This window comes from Microbacterium phyllosphaerae, from assembly GCF_050628115.1.
In the GTDB taxonomy this organism is placed as follows: Bacteria; Actinomycetota; Actinomycetes; order Actinomycetales; family Microbacteriaceae; genus Microbacterium; species Microbacterium phyllosphaerae_A.
Genome location: NZ_CP192502.1, coordinates 2,720,364 through 2,736,106, shown reverse-complemented (window position 1 = coordinate 2,736,106; position 15,743 = coordinate 2,720,364). Strand labels below are relative to the sequence as shown.

Annotated in this window: 17 protein-coding genes; 9 read left to right on the top strand and 8 right to left on the bottom strand. The window is 68.0% G+C overall.

From position 1 onward, the window contains the following. The first annotated feature begins 262 nt into the window (after positions 1–262). Positions 263–913 carry a pentapeptide repeat-containing protein gene (locus ACQ4LY_RS12970; protein WP_431072085.1) on the top strand — a complete coding sequence of 217 codons (651 nt, stop codon included), beginning with the start codon at positions 263–265 and terminating at the stop codon, positions 911–913. On the opposite strand, the gene ACQ4LY_RS12965 is transcribed toward ACQ4LY_RS12970, so the two are convergent. The 4 genes from ACQ4LY_RS12965 to ACQ4LY_RS12950 all read right to left on the bottom strand — a co-directional run bounded on the left by ACQ4LY_RS12965 (position 903) and on the right by ACQ4LY_RS12950 (position 5,872). Continuing rightward, positions 903–2,411: an ATP-binding cassette domain-containing protein gene (locus ACQ4LY_RS12965; protein ID WP_431072083.1), complete on the bottom strand. Its 1,509-nt coding sequence runs from the start codon at positions 2,409–2,411 to the stop codon at positions 903–905. The two genes, ACQ4LY_RS12970 and ACQ4LY_RS12965, sit on opposite strands and share 11 nt — an antisense overlap. Continuing rightward, on the bottom strand, positions 2,408–3,220 hold the full coding sequence (locus ACQ4LY_RS12960; RefSeq protein WP_431072081.1) for an ABC transporter permease: 813 nt from the start codon (positions 3,218–3,220) through the stop codon (positions 2,408–2,410). Before ACQ4LY_RS12960 ends, ACQ4LY_RS12965 begins: the two co-directional genes overlap by 4 nt. Continuing rightward, complete coding sequence (locus ACQ4LY_RS12955) at positions 3,217–4,158, bottom strand: ABC transporter permease (protein WP_431072080.1); 942 nt, start codon at positions 4,156–4,158, stop codon at positions 3,217–3,219. Before ACQ4LY_RS12955 ends, ACQ4LY_RS12960 begins: the two co-directional genes overlap by 4 nt. A gap of 103 nt (positions 4,159–4,261) precedes the next feature. Next, the gene (locus ACQ4LY_RS12950) at positions 4,262–5,872 is read right to left on the bottom strand and encodes an ABC transporter substrate-binding protein (protein WP_431072078.1); all 1,611 of its coding nucleotides are present in this window, start codon (positions 5,870–5,872) and stop codon (positions 4,262–4,264) included. A gap of 157 nt (positions 5,873–6,029) precedes the next feature. Between ACQ4LY_RS12950 and ACQ4LY_RS12945 the strand changes: the two genes are divergently transcribed. From ACQ4LY_RS12945 to ACQ4LY_RS12910, 8 genes are all read left to right on the top strand, one after another. After that, positions 6,030–6,437, top strand: a complete 408-nt coding sequence (locus ACQ4LY_RS12945) for a YbaB/EbfC family nucleoid-associated protein (RefSeq protein ID WP_431072076.1) — start codon at positions 6,030–6,032, stop codon at positions 6,435–6,437. Next, positions 6,437–6,730 carry a WXG100 family type VII secretion target gene (locus tag ACQ4LY_RS12940; RefSeq protein ID WP_431072074.1) on the top strand — a complete coding sequence of 98 codons (294 nt, stop codon included), beginning with the start codon at positions 6,437–6,439 and terminating at the stop codon, positions 6,728–6,730. The genes ACQ4LY_RS12945 and ACQ4LY_RS12940 overlap by 1 nt, the downstream gene beginning before the upstream one ends. A gap of 43 nt (positions 6,731–6,773) precedes the next feature. Further along, positions 6,774–7,097, top strand: a complete 324-nt coding sequence (locus tag ACQ4LY_RS12935) for a hypothetical protein (protein ID WP_431072072.1) — start codon at positions 6,774–6,776, stop codon at positions 7,095–7,097. Next, positions 7,094–8,665 carry a hypothetical protein gene (locus ACQ4LY_RS12930; RefSeq protein ID WP_431072070.1) on the top strand — a complete coding sequence of 524 codons (1,572 nt, stop codon included), beginning with the start codon at positions 7,094–7,096 and terminating at the stop codon, positions 8,663–8,665. The genes ACQ4LY_RS12935 and ACQ4LY_RS12930 overlap by 4 nt, the downstream gene beginning before the upstream one ends. A 1-nt stretch (position 8,666) precedes the next feature. Then, positions 8,667–9,140 (top strand): hypothetical protein, encoded by a 474-nt coding sequence (locus tag ACQ4LY_RS12925; RefSeq protein ID WP_431072068.1) that lies wholly within the window; start codon positions 8,667–8,669, stop codon positions 9,138–9,140. Continuing rightward, entirely contained in the window at positions 9,133–9,606 is a 474-nt protein-coding gene (locus ACQ4LY_RS12920) for a hypothetical protein (protein ID WP_431072066.1), read from the top strand. Before ACQ4LY_RS12925 ends, ACQ4LY_RS12920 begins: the two co-directional genes overlap by 8 nt. Before the next feature lie 96 nt (positions 9,607–9,702). Next, a complete protein-coding gene (gene valS / locus ACQ4LY_RS12915) occupies positions 9,703–12,297 on the top strand; it encodes a valine--tRNA ligase (protein ID WP_431072064.1) in 2,595 nt (864 codons plus the stop codon). After that, positions 12,297–12,512, top strand: a complete 216-nt coding sequence (locus tag ACQ4LY_RS12910; RefSeq protein WP_056307132.1) for a hypothetical protein — start codon at positions 12,297–12,299, stop codon at positions 12,510–12,512. The genes valS and ACQ4LY_RS12910 overlap by 1 nt, the downstream gene beginning before the upstream one ends. A gap of 67 nt (positions 12,513–12,579) precedes the next feature. Here ACQ4LY_RS12910 and ACQ4LY_RS12905 read toward each other — a convergent pair whose 3' ends face one another. The 4 genes from ACQ4LY_RS12905 to tdh form a co-directional block, all read right to left on the bottom strand. Further along, positions 12,580–12,798 (bottom strand): hypothetical protein, encoded by a 219-nt coding sequence (locus tag ACQ4LY_RS12905; protein WP_056307130.1) that lies wholly within the window; start codon positions 12,796–12,798, stop codon positions 12,580–12,582. Next, the gene (locus ACQ4LY_RS12900; RefSeq protein ID WP_431072062.1) at positions 12,795–13,418 is read right to left on the bottom strand and encodes an ArsR/SmtB family transcription factor; all 624 of its coding nucleotides are present in this window, start codon (positions 13,416–13,418) and stop codon (positions 12,795–12,797) included. The genes ACQ4LY_RS12905 and ACQ4LY_RS12900 overlap by 4 nt, the downstream gene beginning before the upstream one ends. A 72-nt stretch (positions 13,419–13,490) precedes the next feature. After that, positions 13,491–14,669, bottom strand: a complete 1,179-nt coding sequence (locus ACQ4LY_RS12895) for a glycine C-acetyltransferase (RefSeq protein WP_431072060.1) — start codon at positions 14,667–14,669, stop codon at positions 13,491–13,493. Then, entirely contained in the window at positions 14,669–15,712 is a 1,044-nt protein-coding gene (gene tdh / locus ACQ4LY_RS12890) for an L-threonine 3-dehydrogenase (RefSeq protein WP_431072058.1), read from the bottom strand. Before tdh ends, ACQ4LY_RS12895 begins: the two co-directional genes overlap by 1 nt. Positions 15,713–15,743: the final 31 nt, after the last annotated feature.

The window sequence follows — 15,743 nt, the reverse complement described above, 5'->3', positions numbered from 1 at the left end:
ACGCGCGGTGTGGGGCGTGCGCCTCCCGAGGCTGGCATCCGCGATCGCGCACCCATCACGCGAGATCAGTGGACAGCCGCCTCCGGTGCTCCGTCCGTGCAGGAGCCGAGAGCCGAACGCTTCGGAAGTCTTTCTGCGCCTCCCTGGTCCGTTTGCGATCCAGACGGACTCGCGGAGCGCACATGGACTTCCGAAGTGCAGCCGGCCGAGGCAAGAAGCGGCCGAGCCAGGGAGTGTCTGCCCCACCCCCTACCCTCGAAGCATGGCCCGCTCCCCCGAATCCCCTGCGGCTCCCCGCGTATCGCCTCCCGACCTTCCACTCGAGTTCGAGCCCGCGACGGCTCGGCGTGGCGCCGATCTGCTCGCGGCCCGGCTCGATCTCGAGGTCACGGGAGATCTCGCCCACGCCTCACTCGAGCAGTGCACGATCACGGCCGATGCCGACAGCGTCGACCTGACCGGAGCGACGCTCATCGACGTCGACATGACGGACGTCCGCATCGCCTCGCTCAAGATGCGGGATGCCGGCGTGCGCCGTGTCCGCATCAGCGGAGGCCGCATCGGCACACTCGATCTGAGCAGCGCGCGCATCGACGAGCTGGAGCTCCGCGACGTGCGCATCGACTATCTCAACCTCGGCGGGGCGCGGGCGGCCGACATCGAGATCACCGCGTGCAGCATCCGGACGATCGACATGCCCCAGGCCGAGCTCGCGCGTGTGCGCTTCACCGACACGCGCGCCGACGAGGTCGACCCGCGAGGCATGCGCGCCACGCATGTGGACCTGCGCGGGCTCGACGCCTCGGCGTTCCTCGATGCGAACAGCCTCCGCGGGACGACGCTGAGCAGCTTCCAGGTGCAGCAGCTCGCCCCGGTGCTCGCTGCGGGCATCGGCATCCAGGTCAAGGACTGACGGGGCCGTTCGCCTCGAGCAGCTCCTGCGTGAACGGATGCTGCGGCGAAGCAAACACATCGGCGACCGCGCCCTGCTCGACGATGACGCCGTCCTGCATCACGAGCACGTCGTCGGCGACCGCTCCAACGACGTCCAGATCGTGGGACACGAAGATCATGGTCAGCCGACGCTCGCGCTGCAGTCGTAGCAGCAGCTGGAGCACGCGTTCGCGCACGGACGGATCGAGCGCCGACACCGGCTCGTCCAACACCAGCACCTCGGGCTCGGCCGCCAGCGCCCGTGCGATGGCCGCGCGCTGACGCTGCCCGCCCGACAGGGCGGCGGGCCGGCGGTTCGCCAGCACGGGGTCGAGGTCGACTTCGGCCAGAAGCTCGGACACACGCCGGGCCCGCAGTGTGCGCGGGACGCCGCCCGCGGCGAGCGCCTCCCTCAGCGAACGACCGATCGTCCACCGAGGGTCGAACGCGCCGAGCGGGTTCTGATGGACGAGCTGCACGCGGCGCTCTCCGATCCAGCGCAGGCCCCCGTCATCCGGCCGCTCGACGCCGACGATCATCCGAGCGAGCGTCGTCTTGCCCGAGCCGGACTCCCCGACGATCCCGAGCGTGCGACCCTCATGCACGGCGAATGACGCAGCGCTCACCGCTGCGATCTCGCCGAACGTCCTTGTCGCACCTGTCACCACGAGCACGGGCGAGGGGTCGCCTTTGGAGGGCGCTCTCGGCTCGTGGATCGTCGCGGCGATCAGCTGCCGCGTGTACTCGTGCTGCGGAGCCTCCATCACCTCGGCCACCGACCCTGACTCGACCACCGCGCCGTCGCGCATGACCAGCACCCGGTCAGCGATCCGACGGACGGCCGCGAAGTCGTGGCTGATGAATACGATCGCCGTGCCGGCGTCCGCGATCTCGCGGAGAAGTCCGAGGATCCTCGCCTGCACGGTCGCATCGAGAGCCGTGGTCGGCTCGTCAGCGACGAGGATCGCAGGTTCCGCGGCGATGGCCGAGGCGATCAGCGCTCGCTGTCTGAGACCCCCGGAGAGCTCGTGCGGATACTGCCGCGCTCTGCGGACGGCATCCGGCATCCACACCCGGTGCAGCAGTTCCTGGACCCTGTCGCGCAGCGCCACCCGACCGGAGACGAGACCATGGAGACGCAGAGGTTCGGCGATCTCCGATCCCACCCGCTGCAGCGGGTCGAGCGAGACGAGAGCGTCCTGCGAGACGAGCGCGATGCCGGAGCCGCGCAGGGACCGCCAGCGGCGCTCGCCGAAGCGTGCGACATCCGTTCCGTCGACCACCAGCCGCTCGACGCGCACGCGGGCTTCTGCGGGTGTCAGTCCGAGCAGCGCCCGGGCGGTGAGCGACTTGCCTGCCCCCGACTCGCCCACGATGGCGACGCACTCACCACGCGACACGGTCATCGACACCCCGTCGACCACGGGCGCCCCACCGAAGTCGATGCGGAGGCCCGTCAGCTCCAGCGCCGCGGTCATGAGGTCCGCCCCTCTGCTCTGGCACGCAGGACCCGGCCGACGACGGTCGCCGCGATCACGGTCACGGTGATCGCGATGCCGGGGAACACGGCGATCCACCAGGCCTGGCCCAGCACGTTGCGCCCACCCGCGAGCATGAGTCCCCACTCGGGTGTCGGCTCCGAGGGACCGAGGCCGAGAAAGCTGAGTCCGGCCGCGGCGAGGATGCTCGATCCGATGCCGATCGTCGCGAGCACGCTCAACGAGCCGAGCACCCCCGGCACCACGTGACGGACGAAGGCGGGCACGGGAGGAACCCCGAGGATGCGTGCGGCCTCGACGTGCTCGGCGCCGCGAAGCGTGCGGGTCTGCACGCGGGCGAGACGGATGTAGACGGGGACGGCGGCGAGCGTCACCGCGATCGCGATGTTGACCGGCCCTGGTCCGAGCACTGCCACGACGACGAGTGCTACCAGGAACTCGGGGAAGGCCATGAGCACGTCGTTGACCCGCATGAGCGCCGCGTCGACTCCCCGTGGAGCGAGTCCGGCGAGCGCGCCGATGAGGAGTCCTGCAGCGAGCGCGATGCCGGTCGCGAGCAGACCGATCCCGATCGAGCGCCCGGCTCCGTGGATCACCCGCGAGTACACGTCGCGGCCGCTCTGATCGGTGCCGAACAGGTGCTCGGCACTCGGCGGCAGCAGCGATGCCCGCACGTCCGTCTGGAGCGGGTCGTGCGTGGCGAGGACTCCGGGGAAGGCCGCGGCGAACGCGAGAACCAGCAGCACGGCCACCGCGCACCACAGCAGCACGACCTGCGCGCGCTTCATCGCGCACCCCCGCGTTCCTTGCGAAGACGCGGGTCGATGAGCGGATGCAGGAGCTCGATCACGAGGTTCACGATCACGAACACGATGGCGCTGAGCAGGATGATCCCCGTGATCACCGGCAGATCGCGGTTGGTGATGGCTGCGAGCGTGACCCGCCCGAGGCCCGCACGGGCGAAGACCGTCTCGACGAGCACGGCCCCGCCGAGCACCGATCCGGTCAGGTAGGCCGCCAGCGTCACCGCATTCGCGGCACCGTGCCTCAGCCCGTGCCGCAGGGTGAACCACGACGGGCCCGCGCCCCGGGCCCGGACGGTCTCTGCGAACGGCATCCGCTCGGCCTGCACGAGTCCGTCGCGCAGGACCTGACTGAGAAGCGCCGCGACCGGCAGCGCGAGCGTGATGGCCGGCAGCACGATCGTCGCCGGATTCCGCGCACCCGAGACGGGGAACCACCCGAGTCCGAACGCGAAGACGCTGAGCAGGATCAGACCGATCCAGAACACCGGCGACGAGAGGATGACGAGTTCGATGCCCGCCGCGACGGCTCGCCCTGCCTGACCGCGCACCAGCAGGGCCACGGCCAGCGCGAGCAGCACCGCGATCACGAGAGCGAGCGCCGAGAGCTGCAGTGTCGGCCCGAGCTGACGGCCGATGACCTCGGCCACCGGCATCCGCAGTTGGTACGACTCCCCCAAGTCTCCCCTGGCGAGTTGACCGATGAAGCTCAGATACTGCTCGAGCGGCGGCCGGTCGAGGCCGAGCTCTGCGCGGATGCCGTCTTTCACCGCCTCGCTGACCTGGGCCTGCGGTCCGAGCATCACCGAGACCGGATCACCCGGAATGATGCGGAACGCCAGGAACACCAGCGTCGCCGCGCCCCAGAGCACGATCACGACGGATGCCGCGAGGCCGGCGATGCGGAGGAGCGCTGCCTTCACCGTTCGCGCCCTCTCGACAGTTCCTGAGCACCCTCCGGTACGCGGCGCTCGCTCACGAACGATACCGCAGCAAAATACCGGAGGAGGCTCGACGACCCAGGCGTCAGCCGACGCTCACGTCGAAGAACAGGGGCCGCCCGTATAGGTCGTAGTCGAGACCGCTGACGCGCTCACCGACGGCGGTGATGGCCGACGGGCTGTACAGCGGCACGATCGCCGTGTACTCCGCGTTCCACTCCTGCAGCTGCGTGTAGATGCTGTCGCGCTGATCCTGGTCGCTGGACGCGACAGCCTGGTCGAGCAGGGCATCGATCTCAGGATCCGTGACCTGCGAGGCGTTCTGGAATCCGTCCGTGTGCAGATGCGCGCGCAGGAAGTCCGGGTCGACGCCCGAGAATCCCCAGTCGGTCAGATCGAAGGTCTTCGGACCGTACTGCTCGTTGTAGGCGCCCGGTTCGAGCACCTCGCGAACGACCTCGAAGCCGATGCCCTTGAGGTCCGACTGGATGGCGTTCGCCAGCGCCGCGCGATCGTCCGGCACCGGAGTCCACGCGATCCACCGCGCCGACAGGCGCTGGCCGTCCTTCATGCGGATGCCGTCGCTGTCGCGCTCGGTCCAGCCCGCCTCGTCGAGCAGTGCGCTCGCTGCGGCGGCATCGAACGGCCAGCTGTCCTCGAGCGAGGCGTCGTAGCCGGGGGTCGTCGACCCGAGCACACTCCACGCCCGTGGGAACTGTCCGAAGAAGATCTCATCGACAGCCGCGTCGACGTCGATGCCCCGAGCGAATGCCTGGCGGACCTTCTCGTCGGCGAAGACGCCGTACTTCTCGTTGAGGTACAGCGAATAGGGCAGGCCGGGGTACTCGATCGAATCGACGGTGATGCCGTCTCCGAGATCCCCCGCGAGGTTCGGCGGGATGTTGCTCGCGAGATCCGCCTCGCCGCTCTGCACCACGCCGGTGCGCACGGAGGCCTCCGGCTGGATCTCGACGCGCAGCGTCTCGACCTTCGGTGCGTCCTCGCCGTGCGGGCCCCAGGCGTAGTCGTCGTTGCGGGTGTACACGAGCTCCTGGTCGGGCGTGTACTCCGTGAGCACGAACGGCCCGGTGCCGACCGTGACGTCGGGCCCTCCGGCCTTCAGCTGATCAGCGGACTCCTCGAGCACGGCAGGCGAATAGAACCCGAGCTGCGGGGTGCTGGCGGCCTGCAGGAACGGCGCGTACGGCTGGGTGAAGCTCACCTTCACGGTGTGGTCGTCGACGACCTCCGTGCCTGCGTAGAAGTCGGCGCCGAGCATCGACGCCGCCTGGGCCGACTCGGTCTCCGGGTCGACGATGCGGTCGAAGTTCGCCTTGACCGCCTCGGCGTCGAAGGGCTCGCCGTCGGTGAACGTCACATCGTCGCGGAGGACGAAGGTGTACTCGGTGCTGTCGTCCGAGACGGTCCACTCCTTCGCGAGCCACGGGGTGAACGAGCCGTCGTCCTCCTGGAACACGAGAGAGTCGAGCACGGCGCGCTGCACCATGCCCGACACGTCGAGCTGGCTCACCTGCGGGTCCATGTGACCGGCCGAGAGGTTTGCACCCTCGATCGACCAGACGAGCTCTCCGCCGTCGGATTCGGAGGAGGGAGCGGCGCAAGAGCTGAGCAGGAGAGCGCTTACGGCGACGGTGGCACCGAGCGGGATCGCGCGGCGCAGGAGGGAGATGGGCATGCTGTTCCTCGGGAGGGAATGCGGGAGACGACGCGGATGCATCAGTTCTTGGACTCGATCCAATTCTAAGACGTCCTCGGCGACACGAGCGCTCCGCGGCCTTCACCACTTCACCACCTCCTCATATACTGCGAGGACACCGGAGGAGGGGGTAGCAGTGTCAACCGAGGAACTTTCGGACACGATCGCCGCGCTGAACGCGAAGATCGATGCCCAGATCGCCCATGCGCAGGACCTGGCGGCGGAGTCGGCGAAGCTCGAGGACGAGGTCGAGGAGACCACGGCGACGGTCTCGTCTGCGGATGGTCGCGTCACGGTCACCGCGCGCCCCACGGGCGGGATCGAATCCGTGCAGCTGTCATCGATCAGCACGGCGACCGACGCCGCGGCACTCGGCGGACTCATCACCGCGACGATCGCGAAGGCGCAGCGCGCGGCCGCAGAGCAGGTGCTCGCGTCGATGAGCCTGACTCTCGGCGAGAGCTCGCCGCTCGTCGCGGCCGTGCGCAACGACATCGACACCGCCTTCCCGCAGGCAGGCGGCAGCACGATCGAGTACCGCTGATGGGCGTCATCGAGGTCAATCCGGCGCAGGTGGCGAAGGCGGCAAAGGCGATCAGCGTCGCCTCGCGCAGCATCGACGCCGCGCTCGAGGAACTCACCGCCCACGCGGGGATCCTTCGTCGATCGTGGTCGGGTGAGGCCCAGCTCGCGTTCGACTCGGCGCAGGGCAGGTTCGACGGACTCATGCGCGAACGCACCGCGCTCGTCGTCGCGATCTCCGACGCGCTCGGAGACCTCGCGACTCAGTACTCGGACGCGGACCTGGCCGGCCAGCGCGTCCTCGGCGGCAGCTGACGCCGGACCACACCAGACACATATTCGGGGGGAACCGATCACGATGACCGCAGCCAACCAGCAGATCATCATCGACGAGGATGAGCTTCGCGCACACGTGAGGTCACTCACCACCGCCGCCGAACTCCTCGGCGCCGCAGCGAAGACGGCCGCAGGAGGCGTCGGGCAGTCGGCCTTCGGCGCGATGTGCGGGCCGCTACTCGGCCCGGCCATCGACGCGCTCGCCGATGCATCCGAGTCCACGCTCACGGCGGCCACCGAGCTCGCCGACGCGACCGGCACAGGACTCAAAGGCATCGTCGATGCGTTCGGCGAGATCGAGGACGGCGCCGTCAAGGCGTTCGGCTCGATCGAGGGCGAGCTGTGAGCGCGATCGCCGGCATCAGCAGCCAGGTGCGCTCCGGATCCTGGGCCACCGGGGCGCCCGGGCCCAGTGCATCGCAGGCGGACTGCGCGAGCATCCCGGGTTTCGCAGGGATGCTGATCCAGTACATCGCCCCGCTGCGCGAGTGGTTCGACGACCTCCTCGGCGACCCGGGGACGGTCGGCGGATTCGCTTCGCGATGGGAGGACGCCGAGAAGTCCCTCCGCCGGGTCGTCGAGACCCTGCGGGACGCCGAGCCGAGACTCGCGGACATGGATGGACGAACGGTCCGCGCGCTCCGGGCCCGCTACGACGACCTGCTGTCCGTCGCCGAGGACGCCGCGCAGTGGACCGGGGCCACCGCAAGCGCCGTGCGCCTGGTCAGCCAGATCATCGAATCCACGAGGGTCCTGATCTGCGACTTCCTCGGGAGCCTCAGTCGATTCGCCGACGATCTCTTCAGCTTCAGCCTCAACCCGCTGAAGAAGATCGATGACATCAAGCGCTTCGCGTCGTCGGCCGCCGACTTCATCACCTCTGCGGGCGCTCTGGTCAAGAGCCTCACGGGCGCCGTCGTCTCGCTCGCTCAGCTGCTGTATAAGCTGGTCCCCCTCATCGGAGACGCACTGGCGACGCTCCGAGACCTCCTCGTGGACATGCTGCCTCTGGTCGGAGCGCTCACCGGTGGACCGCTCGGGTTGGTGTTCGGCAACGTCCTGCACGACTTCCTGACCGATGACGCGCGCGTGAACGAGATCGATCCGTCGACGTTGAACGAGGAGCAACTCCTCGCATGGAACGAGGCTCATGGGGTCACCTCGCTCGACTCGCTGTCGGATCTCGTGTCGGTGAACGGCACGACCGACGCGATGGGCGGCGAGAGCTCCACGGCGATCGACATCAAAGAGGTCGTCGGTCCCGACGGCTCGACGCACTGGGTTGTATCGCTCCCGTCGACACAGGCATGGGAGTTCGGTCCTTCGAGCGGCGCGATGAACGACCGAGACAACAACCTCGCACTGATGCTCGACAACCCGCTCTTCCGCACTCAGTACGAGCGCGCGGTGCTGGATGCGATGCAGCAGGCGGGGATCCCCGCGGGATCCGACGTCGTGCTGACCGGCTTCAGTCAGGGCGGAATCATGGCGGCGAACCTCGCCGCGGACTCGTCCTTCCCCTACAACCCGATCGGGGTCGTGACCAACGGCTCCCCCGTCGACAACTTCCATGTGCCGCCGAACGTACCGGTCTACGCGTTCCAGCACGCCACGGACGTCGTGCCGATGCTGGATGGGAGCCTCCTCGGCGTGCCAGGGCTGCCGGGCCAGTCCCCGTTCGACATCCCGAACACACCCGTGACCGTCCTCCCGCCGAACATTCATCAGATCACGCTCCCGGATCCGGATGGGCTGCACGGCTTCGGTGCGCACAACAACGAGGAGTACGCGCTCTCCGTGAGCGAGTGGGAAAGTGGCTACCACGCGGCCAACGACGGCACCGATCCATGGGATCTGGCCGGGCTCGGTGGTACGGTCGTCGATCACCAGGTCTATCAAGGAGTGGAACGCTGACATGAGCACCACCGGCGTCACCCGACTCGTCCGCGGAGTCGCGATCCTCGCCTTCGGCGCCGCCATGGTCGCGCTGAGCGGGTGCGGAGCGATCACGAAAGAACTCTCCGACGGAGACTTCGCCGAGACGATTCCCGCTGCCCTGGCCGAATCCGACATCGGCGTGACCGACTCGTTCGCGGCGAAAGGAATCGACGGCTTCACCTTCAACCTCATCGTCGGGGTGGACCTCGACCACGCTGAGCTCACGGCCGATGATCTCGCCGGGATACTCACGATCGTGCTCCAGAACAACGATGTGCCGAGCGATCAGATCAAGCTCTCCGTGAACGATGTCGACGGCGAACCCATCGACGTGAAAGAGGTGGTGGAGCAGATCAGCCCGGACCTCGAGACGCGAGCGGCCAGCTACGGCGACCTGGCGGTCACGAACGACCAGGCGGCAGCGATCGTCGAGGCCGTCTGGGGTGAGTGATCGCTCTGCGTCACGCCGGCTGCGCGTCCTCGGAATCGCTCTGATCGCCGCAGTGGGAATCGCGCTCGTGGGGTGCGGCGTCATCACGAAGGAGCTCGCCGACGGCGACTTCGCGGAGACCATTCCCGCAGAACTCGCCGCATCCGGTCGTGGCGTGACCGACTCGTTCGCCGCCAAGGGCCTCGACGGTTTCACCTTCTACCTCAACGTGGGCATCGACGTCGACAGGGAGACCATCGACGAGGACGACCTTGCGGCCTTCCTGCGCGTCATCCTGACCGAGAACGACCTCCCGACCGACGAGATCCGGATGTCTGTGCAGAACGCCGACGGCGACTTCATCGACCTCGAACAGATCGCGGTGCAGGCGAGCCCCACCCTGGAGCTCTTCGGGTCGTCCGAGACCACGCTGATCCTCGACGACGATGATGCGCGCACGATCGTCGAGGCCGTCTGGGGCGAGTGACGGATTCCCCACCTGTTCGGGGCGATTAGACTGTGGGCACAACCCACACTCAGGCACGCTCACACAGTGCCGCATACATCGCTCGAGGAGACCTCCATGTCCGTGATACCCGACAAGCCCGTACTCGAAGGCCTCGAAGCGAAGTGGGGTGAGTCGTGGTCCGAGCAGGGCACCTACCTGTTCGACCGACTCCGCGCCGCACAGTCCGGCCGTGAGGGCGTGTACTCGATCGACACTCCCCCTCCCACGGCGTCCGGCAGTCTGCACATCGGCCACGTGTTCTCGTACACGCACACCGACGTCAAGGCGCGCTTCGAGCGCATGCGCGGCAAGAACGTCTTCTACCCGATGGGGTGGGACGACAACGGCCTGCCCACCGAGCGCCGGGTGCAGAACTACTACGGCGTGCGGTGCGACCCGACCCTCCCGTACCAGACCGACTTCACCCCGCCGTTCGAGGGTGGCGACAACAAGTCCAGCCGCGCGGCCGACCAGGTGCCGATCAGCCGCCGCAACTTCATCGAGCTGTGCGAGCGCCTGACCCTCGAAGATGAGAAGCAGTTCGAGGCCCTGTTCCGCCAGCTCGGCCTCAGCGTCGACTGGACTCAGACGTACCGCACGATCTCCGACGACACGATCCGTCAGAGCCAGCTCGCATTCCTGCGCAACCTCGAGCGCGGCGAGGCCTACCAGTCGCTCGCGCCGACCCTGTGGGACATCGACTTCCGCTCGGCCATCGCTCAGGCGGAGCTCGAGGACCGCGACCAGCAGGCCGCATACCACACCATCGATTTCCCCTTCGCCGACGGTTCGGGCTCGATCACGATCGAGACCACCCGTCCGGAGCTGCTCCCCGCCTGTGTCGCGATCGTGACGCACCCCGAGGGGCCGCACAAGCACCTGATCGGCACGAAGGTGCGGACGCCCTTCTTCGGTGCCGAGATCGAGATCCACGGACACCACCTCGCGCAGCCCGACAAGGGCACGGGTGCGGCCATGGTCTGCACCTTCGGCGACGTGACAGACATCATCTGGTGGCGTGAGTTGCGCACCACCACCGGCGCCGACCTGCCGAACATGACGACCATCGGTCTGGACGGGCGCTTCCTGCCCACCGCACCGTCGATCGTGGCGAGCCCCGAGGCCATCGACTGGTACACGGCCGAGCTGGCCGGCAAGACCGTGTTCTCGGCCCGCAAGGCGATCGTCGATAAACTGCAGCAGACCGGCGACATGACTGCGGTCGGCAAGCCCTTCACCCACGCGGTGAAGTTCTTCGAGAAGGGCGACCGTCCGCTCGAGATCGTGTCGACGCGGCAGTGGTACATCCGCAACGGCGCCCGCGATGCGAAGCTCCGTGATGAGCTGCTCGCGCACGGCACCGAGCTCGACTGGCATCCGGAGTTCATGCGGGTGCGCTACGAGAACTGGGTCGGCGGCCTGACCGGCGACTGGCTCGTGTCCCGGCAGCGTTTCTTCGGCGTGCCGATCCCGCTCTGGTACGGACTCGATGAGAACGGCGACCGCGACTACGACCGGGTGCTCGCCCCCGATCACGCGATCCTCCCCATCGATCCGACGACCGATGTGCCTGCGGGATACACCGAGGATCAGCGTGGAGTGGCCGGCGGCTTCGAGGCCGAGGCCGACATCCTCGACACCTGGGCGACCTCGTCTCTGACCCCGCAGCTCGCCGGCGGATGGCAGCGCGATGAAGAGCTCTGGCAGCTCACCGCCCCGTTCGACCTGCGCCCGCAGGGTCAGGACATCATCCGCACCTGGCTGTTCTCGACCATGCTGCGTTCGACTCTCGAAGACGGCCGCTCGCCGTGGCGCAACGCCGCCATCTCGGGCTTCATCGTCGACCCCGACCGCAAGAAGATGTCGAAGTCGAAGGGCAACGTCGTGACGCCGGCGGACATCCTCGAGACCCACGGATCGGATGCGGTGCGCTACTGGGCCGCCTCCAGCCGCCTGGGTATGGATGCCGCCTTCGACCCGCAGAACCCGACGCAGGTCAAGATCGGTCGCCGCCTGGCGATCAAGGTGCTGAACGCCGCGAAGTTCGTGCTGTCGTTCCCCGTGCCCGAGGGTGCGCAGGTCACCCACGCTCTCGACGCCTCGATGCTCACCGGGCTCGACGCCGTGATCGCGGAGGCCACCAGGGCGTTCGAGAACTACGACCAGGCGAAGGCGCTCGAAGTCACCGAGGCGTTCTTCTGGACCTTCTGCGACGACTACCTCGAGCTCGTGAAGGAGCGCGCCTACAACCAGAACGACGTGGGTCAGGCATCCGCCGCGCTCGCGCTGCGGCTCGCGCTTTCGACGCTGCTGCGCCTGCTCGCACCGATCCTCTCGTTCGCGACCGAAGAGGTGTGGTCGTGGTTCGAAGAGGGCTCGGTGCACACGGCATCCTGGCCCGAGCCGCTCGGCATCGAGGGCGACCCCGCCGTGCTGTCCGTGGCCAGCGAGGCTCTGATCAGCATCCGTCGCGCGAAGACCGAGGCCAAGGCATCGCAGAAGACCCCGGTCGCCAGCGCCATGATCACGGCTCCGGCGGAGAAGTACGAGGCGCTGCGAGCAGCCGCCGCCGACCTGTCGGCCGTCGGGCGCATCGCAGAGCTGGGACTCGCCGTGGGTGACGAGTTCGCGGTCACCGCGATCGAGCTCGCCCCGGTCGAGGGCGCCTGATGCAGCTGGGCACGCGGTGGGCCACCGGCTCCGAGCCGCCGGCATCCGTTCCCGCCGCGCTCCGGCCGGCGATCTCCGAGGTCGAATCGCGCGGTCTCACGGGGCACTGGACGCTCACTTGGCTCGAGGGCCGCGCGACCGCCGAGCTCGATGCGGGCTGGGAGGTCGTGCAGACCGGCTCCGGTGACGTGATCGCCCGCCCATTCGAGGACTGACCGAGCTCTGACGACGAAGCCCCCTGCTTGCGCCTGCGGCAGGGGGCTTCGCTGTGGTCGGAACGCCTCAGCGCCGAGGGAGTCCGATCTGGGCGAGCATGTGATCGACCGCCCGGGGATCCTGTCGCCTGGTCTGCTGCTCGCGCAGGAGGTCGAGCGCGAGGGCACGCTTCTGGGCCCGACGAGTGATGCGTCGCTCGACGAATCCCGTGAGGCGATCGGCGAGGCCGAGGAGCTGTCGCTCCGCCTGCGTCGGAGCGACGAGGCGGATGGTCGCGCTGGTCATGATTCCCCCTCGTTCGATTCAGCGGCAACGGAGAGCACCGGCCCGGTCGCCGGAAGGTCGAAGAGCTCTGTGCGCATCGACACCCGGCGCACGTCTGGCCCGGTCTGGCCGCGATATCGCCCGACGGCACTCTCGATGACTCCCATGAGCTCGTCCTTGAGATCCTCCATCTGCGTGGGGGTCATCTCGAGCAGGGTCGTGGCGATCAGGCCCGCGTCCTTCCAGCCTTCCGGCACCTCGGTGTCCGGCCGGTTGACGTAGGACATCAGGGTCTCGTGCCGCAGGCGGAAGAACTCCGACGACACGATCTGCGCCGCTGCCCGGTTCGCGGGCGACATGCTCTGGCTCGGACCGGGGATGTCGATGCGTCCCTCGGGCAGCTCCCACCAGCGCTCTCGAGCGGTGCCCCGCCCCTCGACCTCGTGGATCAGGTCATGCGCCGAGAGCGTGCGCAGGTGGTAGCTGGTGGACCCGGAGGTCTCCCCCAGCATCGACGCGAGCGAACTCGCCGTCTGCGGCCCGTGCGCGCTGAGAAGATCGAAGATCCGCACACGCAGCGGGTGAGCCAGGGCCTTGAGCGCCCCGGAGTCGAGTCGTCGCAACTGCTCTTCTTCTGCCATGCCTGCAAAGATACTCTTGCAAAGACTTCTTTGCAAGCATTCTTTTGCAAAGAAGTCTTTGCCTTGGATCCGTCAGCTCACGACGGCTCGCGCGGCGACGAACGCGGACACGCATCTCTCGATCTGCTCGGTCGTGTGCGCCGCCGACAGCTGCACGCGGATCCGCGCCAGTCCGCGGGGCACGACAGGAAAGCTGAACGCGGTCACGTAAATGCCCTGCGCCTGCATCTCCGTCGCGATTCGCGCCGTGAGCGCCGCATCGCCGAACATGACCGGGACGATCGGATGCTCCCCCGGCAGCAGGTCGAAGCCCTCTGCCGTCATCCGCTCGCGGAACAGGGCGGCGTTGTCGCGCAGACGCGCTCGGAGGTCGGCCGATCCCTCGACCAGGTCGAGAGCGGTCAGAGTTCCTGCCACGATCGCGGGCGCGAGCGTGTTCGAGAACAGATACGGTCGGGAGCGCTGACGCAGCAGAGCGACGATGTCGGCGTGCGAGGCGACGTAGCCGCCGGATGCTCCACCGAGCGCCTTGCCGAACGTGCCCGTGTAGATGTCCACCCGATCCGCGACCCCACAGAACTCGGGCGTGCCCCGGCCGTCCTCCCCCACGAAGCCGACGGCATGAGAGTCGTCGACGAACACGAGAGCGTCGTAGCGCTCGGCCAGGTCGCAGATCTCGGCGAGGGGTGCGATGTAGCCGTCCATCGAGAAGACGCCGTCCGTGACGACCACCCGGAAACGGGCATCGGATGCCGCCGCCAGCTGCGCCTCGAGATCCGCCATGTCGCGGTTTCGGTACCGCAGTCGACGGGCCTTGGAGAGACGGATCCCGTCGATGATCGACGCGTGGTTGAGCTCGTCCGAGATGATCGCGTCCTCGGCGCCGAACAGCGTCTCGAAGACTCCCCCGTTGGCGTCGAAGCACGAGGAGTACAGGATCGCATCGTCCGTTCCGAGGAACCCCGCGAGTCGGCGCTCCAGTTCCAGGTGCTGCTCCTGGGTGCCGCAGATGAAGCGGACGCTGGCGAGCCCGTAGCCCCACTCCTGCAGCGCCATGGTCGCTGATTCGAGGATTCGAGGATCGTCCGCGAGCCCCAGATAGTTGTTGGCGCAGAAGTTGAGCACCTCCGCGCCGTCCGCCGTGATCTCGGCGCTCTGCGGTCCACGGATGCCGCGCTCGTGCTTCATGAGGCCCGCAGCCTCGATGCCGTCGAGTTCGTCCGCCACATGCTTCCTGAATGTCCCGTACATCACAGCTCCGTCCAATCGAGGATGATCTTTCCCGTTCCCGCGGACTCTGCCGCGGCGAAACCCTGTTCCCAATCCCTGGCGGGGATCACGTCGGAGATCACCCGTCCGATCGAGTCGCGCAGAGTCGCGCTGGTCTGCAGCATCGCCCCCATCGCGTTCCATGTCTCGAACATCTCGCGTCCGTAGATGCCCTTGATCGTGAGCATGTGGGTGACGAGCTTGCCCCAGTCGATGTCGAACCCGGCCCTGGGCAGACCGAGCATCGCGATCCGCCCACCGTGGTTCATGTTGTCGATCATCGCGGGCAGCGCCGACGCCGCACCGCTCATCTCGAACCCGATGTCGAATCCCTCGCGCAGTCCGAGACAGCGCTGGGCATCACGGATGTCGCGGACCGAGACGTCGACGACCTCGTCGGCGCCCATCAGACGCGCCATCTCGAGACGGGGAGCACTCACGTCCGTCGCCGCGATGAACCGTGCGCCGGCATGCCGGGCGACGGCGATCGCCATCAGACCGATCGGCCCGCATCCCGTCACGAGCACGTCCTCGCCGACGAGCGGGAAGGCGAGGGCCGTGTGGACGGCGTTTCCGAGCGGGTCGAAGATCGCGCCGAGCTCCGGCGTGACGTCGGCGTGATGCACCCAGACATTGGTCGCCGGCAGGGCGAGGAACTCGGCGAAAGCGCCGTCTCGCTGCAGCCCGAGGCCGATCGTGCGGATGCACATCTGCCGTCGCCCCGCCCGGCAGTTGCGGCACGTGCCGCAGACGATGTGCCCCTCGCCGGAGACGCGGTCGCCGACCGCGATGTCATTCACGAGCGGTCCGACCTCGACGACCTCTCCGTAGAACTCGTGGCCGGGGATCAGCGGAGCCTCGATCGCAGATGCGGCCCAGTCATCCCACCGGCGGATGTGGAGGTCGGTTCCGCAGATCCCCGTGCGCAGCACGCGGATCACCACCTCGTCGGCCGCCGCTGTGGGCTCAGGACGATCGACGAGCTCGAGGCCCGCTGCGCGTTCCGCTTTGAACAGTGCCTTCATACGTCGATCCCATCGCGAGCGACGATGTAGA

Bases quoted from the DNA above. Each gene is read 5' to 3' on its own strand.
- tdh (WP_431072058.1), bottom strand. From the start codon at position 15,712: ATGAAGGCACTGTTCAAAGCGGAACGCGCAGCGGGCCTCGAGCTCGTC.
- ACQ4LY_RS12960 (WP_431072081.1), bottom strand. From the start codon at position 3,220: ATGAAGCGCGCGCAGGTCGTGCTGCTGTGGTGCGCGGTGGCCGTGCTG.
- ACQ4LY_RS12950 (WP_431072078.1), bottom strand. From the start codon at position 5,872: ATGCCCATCTCCCTCCTGCGCCGCGCGATCCCGCTCGGTGCCACCGTC.
- ACQ4LY_RS12940 (WP_431072074.1), top strand. From the start codon at position 6,437: ATGGGCGTCATCGAGGTCAATCCGGCGCAGGTGGCGAAGGCGGCAAAG.
- ACQ4LY_RS12935 (WP_431072072.1), top strand. From the start codon at position 6,774: ATGACCGCAGCCAACCAGCAGATCATCATCGACGAGGATGAGCTTCGC.
- ACQ4LY_RS12965 (WP_431072083.1), bottom strand. From the start codon at position 2,411: ATGACCGCGGCGCTGGAGCTGACGGGCCTCCGCATCGACTTCGGTGGG.
- ACQ4LY_RS12900 (WP_431072062.1), bottom strand. From the start codon at position 13,418: ATGGCAGAAGAAGAGCAGTTGCGACGACTCGACTCCGGGGCGCTCAAG.
- ACQ4LY_RS12910 (WP_056307132.1), top strand. From the start codon at position 12,297: ATGCAGCTGGGCACGCGGTGGGCCACCGGCTCCGAGCCGCCGGCATCC.
- ACQ4LY_RS12925 (WP_431072068.1), top strand. From the start codon at position 8,667: ATGAGCACCACCGGCGTCACCCGACTCGTCCGCGGAGTCGCGATCCTC.
- ACQ4LY_RS12905 (WP_056307130.1), bottom strand. From the start codon at position 12,798: ATGACCAGCGCGACCATCCGCCTCGTCGCTCCGACGCAGGCGGAGCGA.
- valS (WP_431072064.1), top strand. From the start codon at position 9,703: ATGTCCGTGATACCCGACAAGCCCGTACTCGAAGGCCTCGAAGCGAAG.
- ACQ4LY_RS12895 (WP_431072060.1), bottom strand. From the start codon at position 14,669: ATGTACGGGACATTCAGGAAGCATGTGGCGGACGAACTCGACGGCATC.
- ACQ4LY_RS12970 (WP_431072085.1), top strand. From the start codon at position 263: ATGGCCCGCTCCCCCGAATCCCCTGCGGCTCCCCGCGTATCGCCTCCC.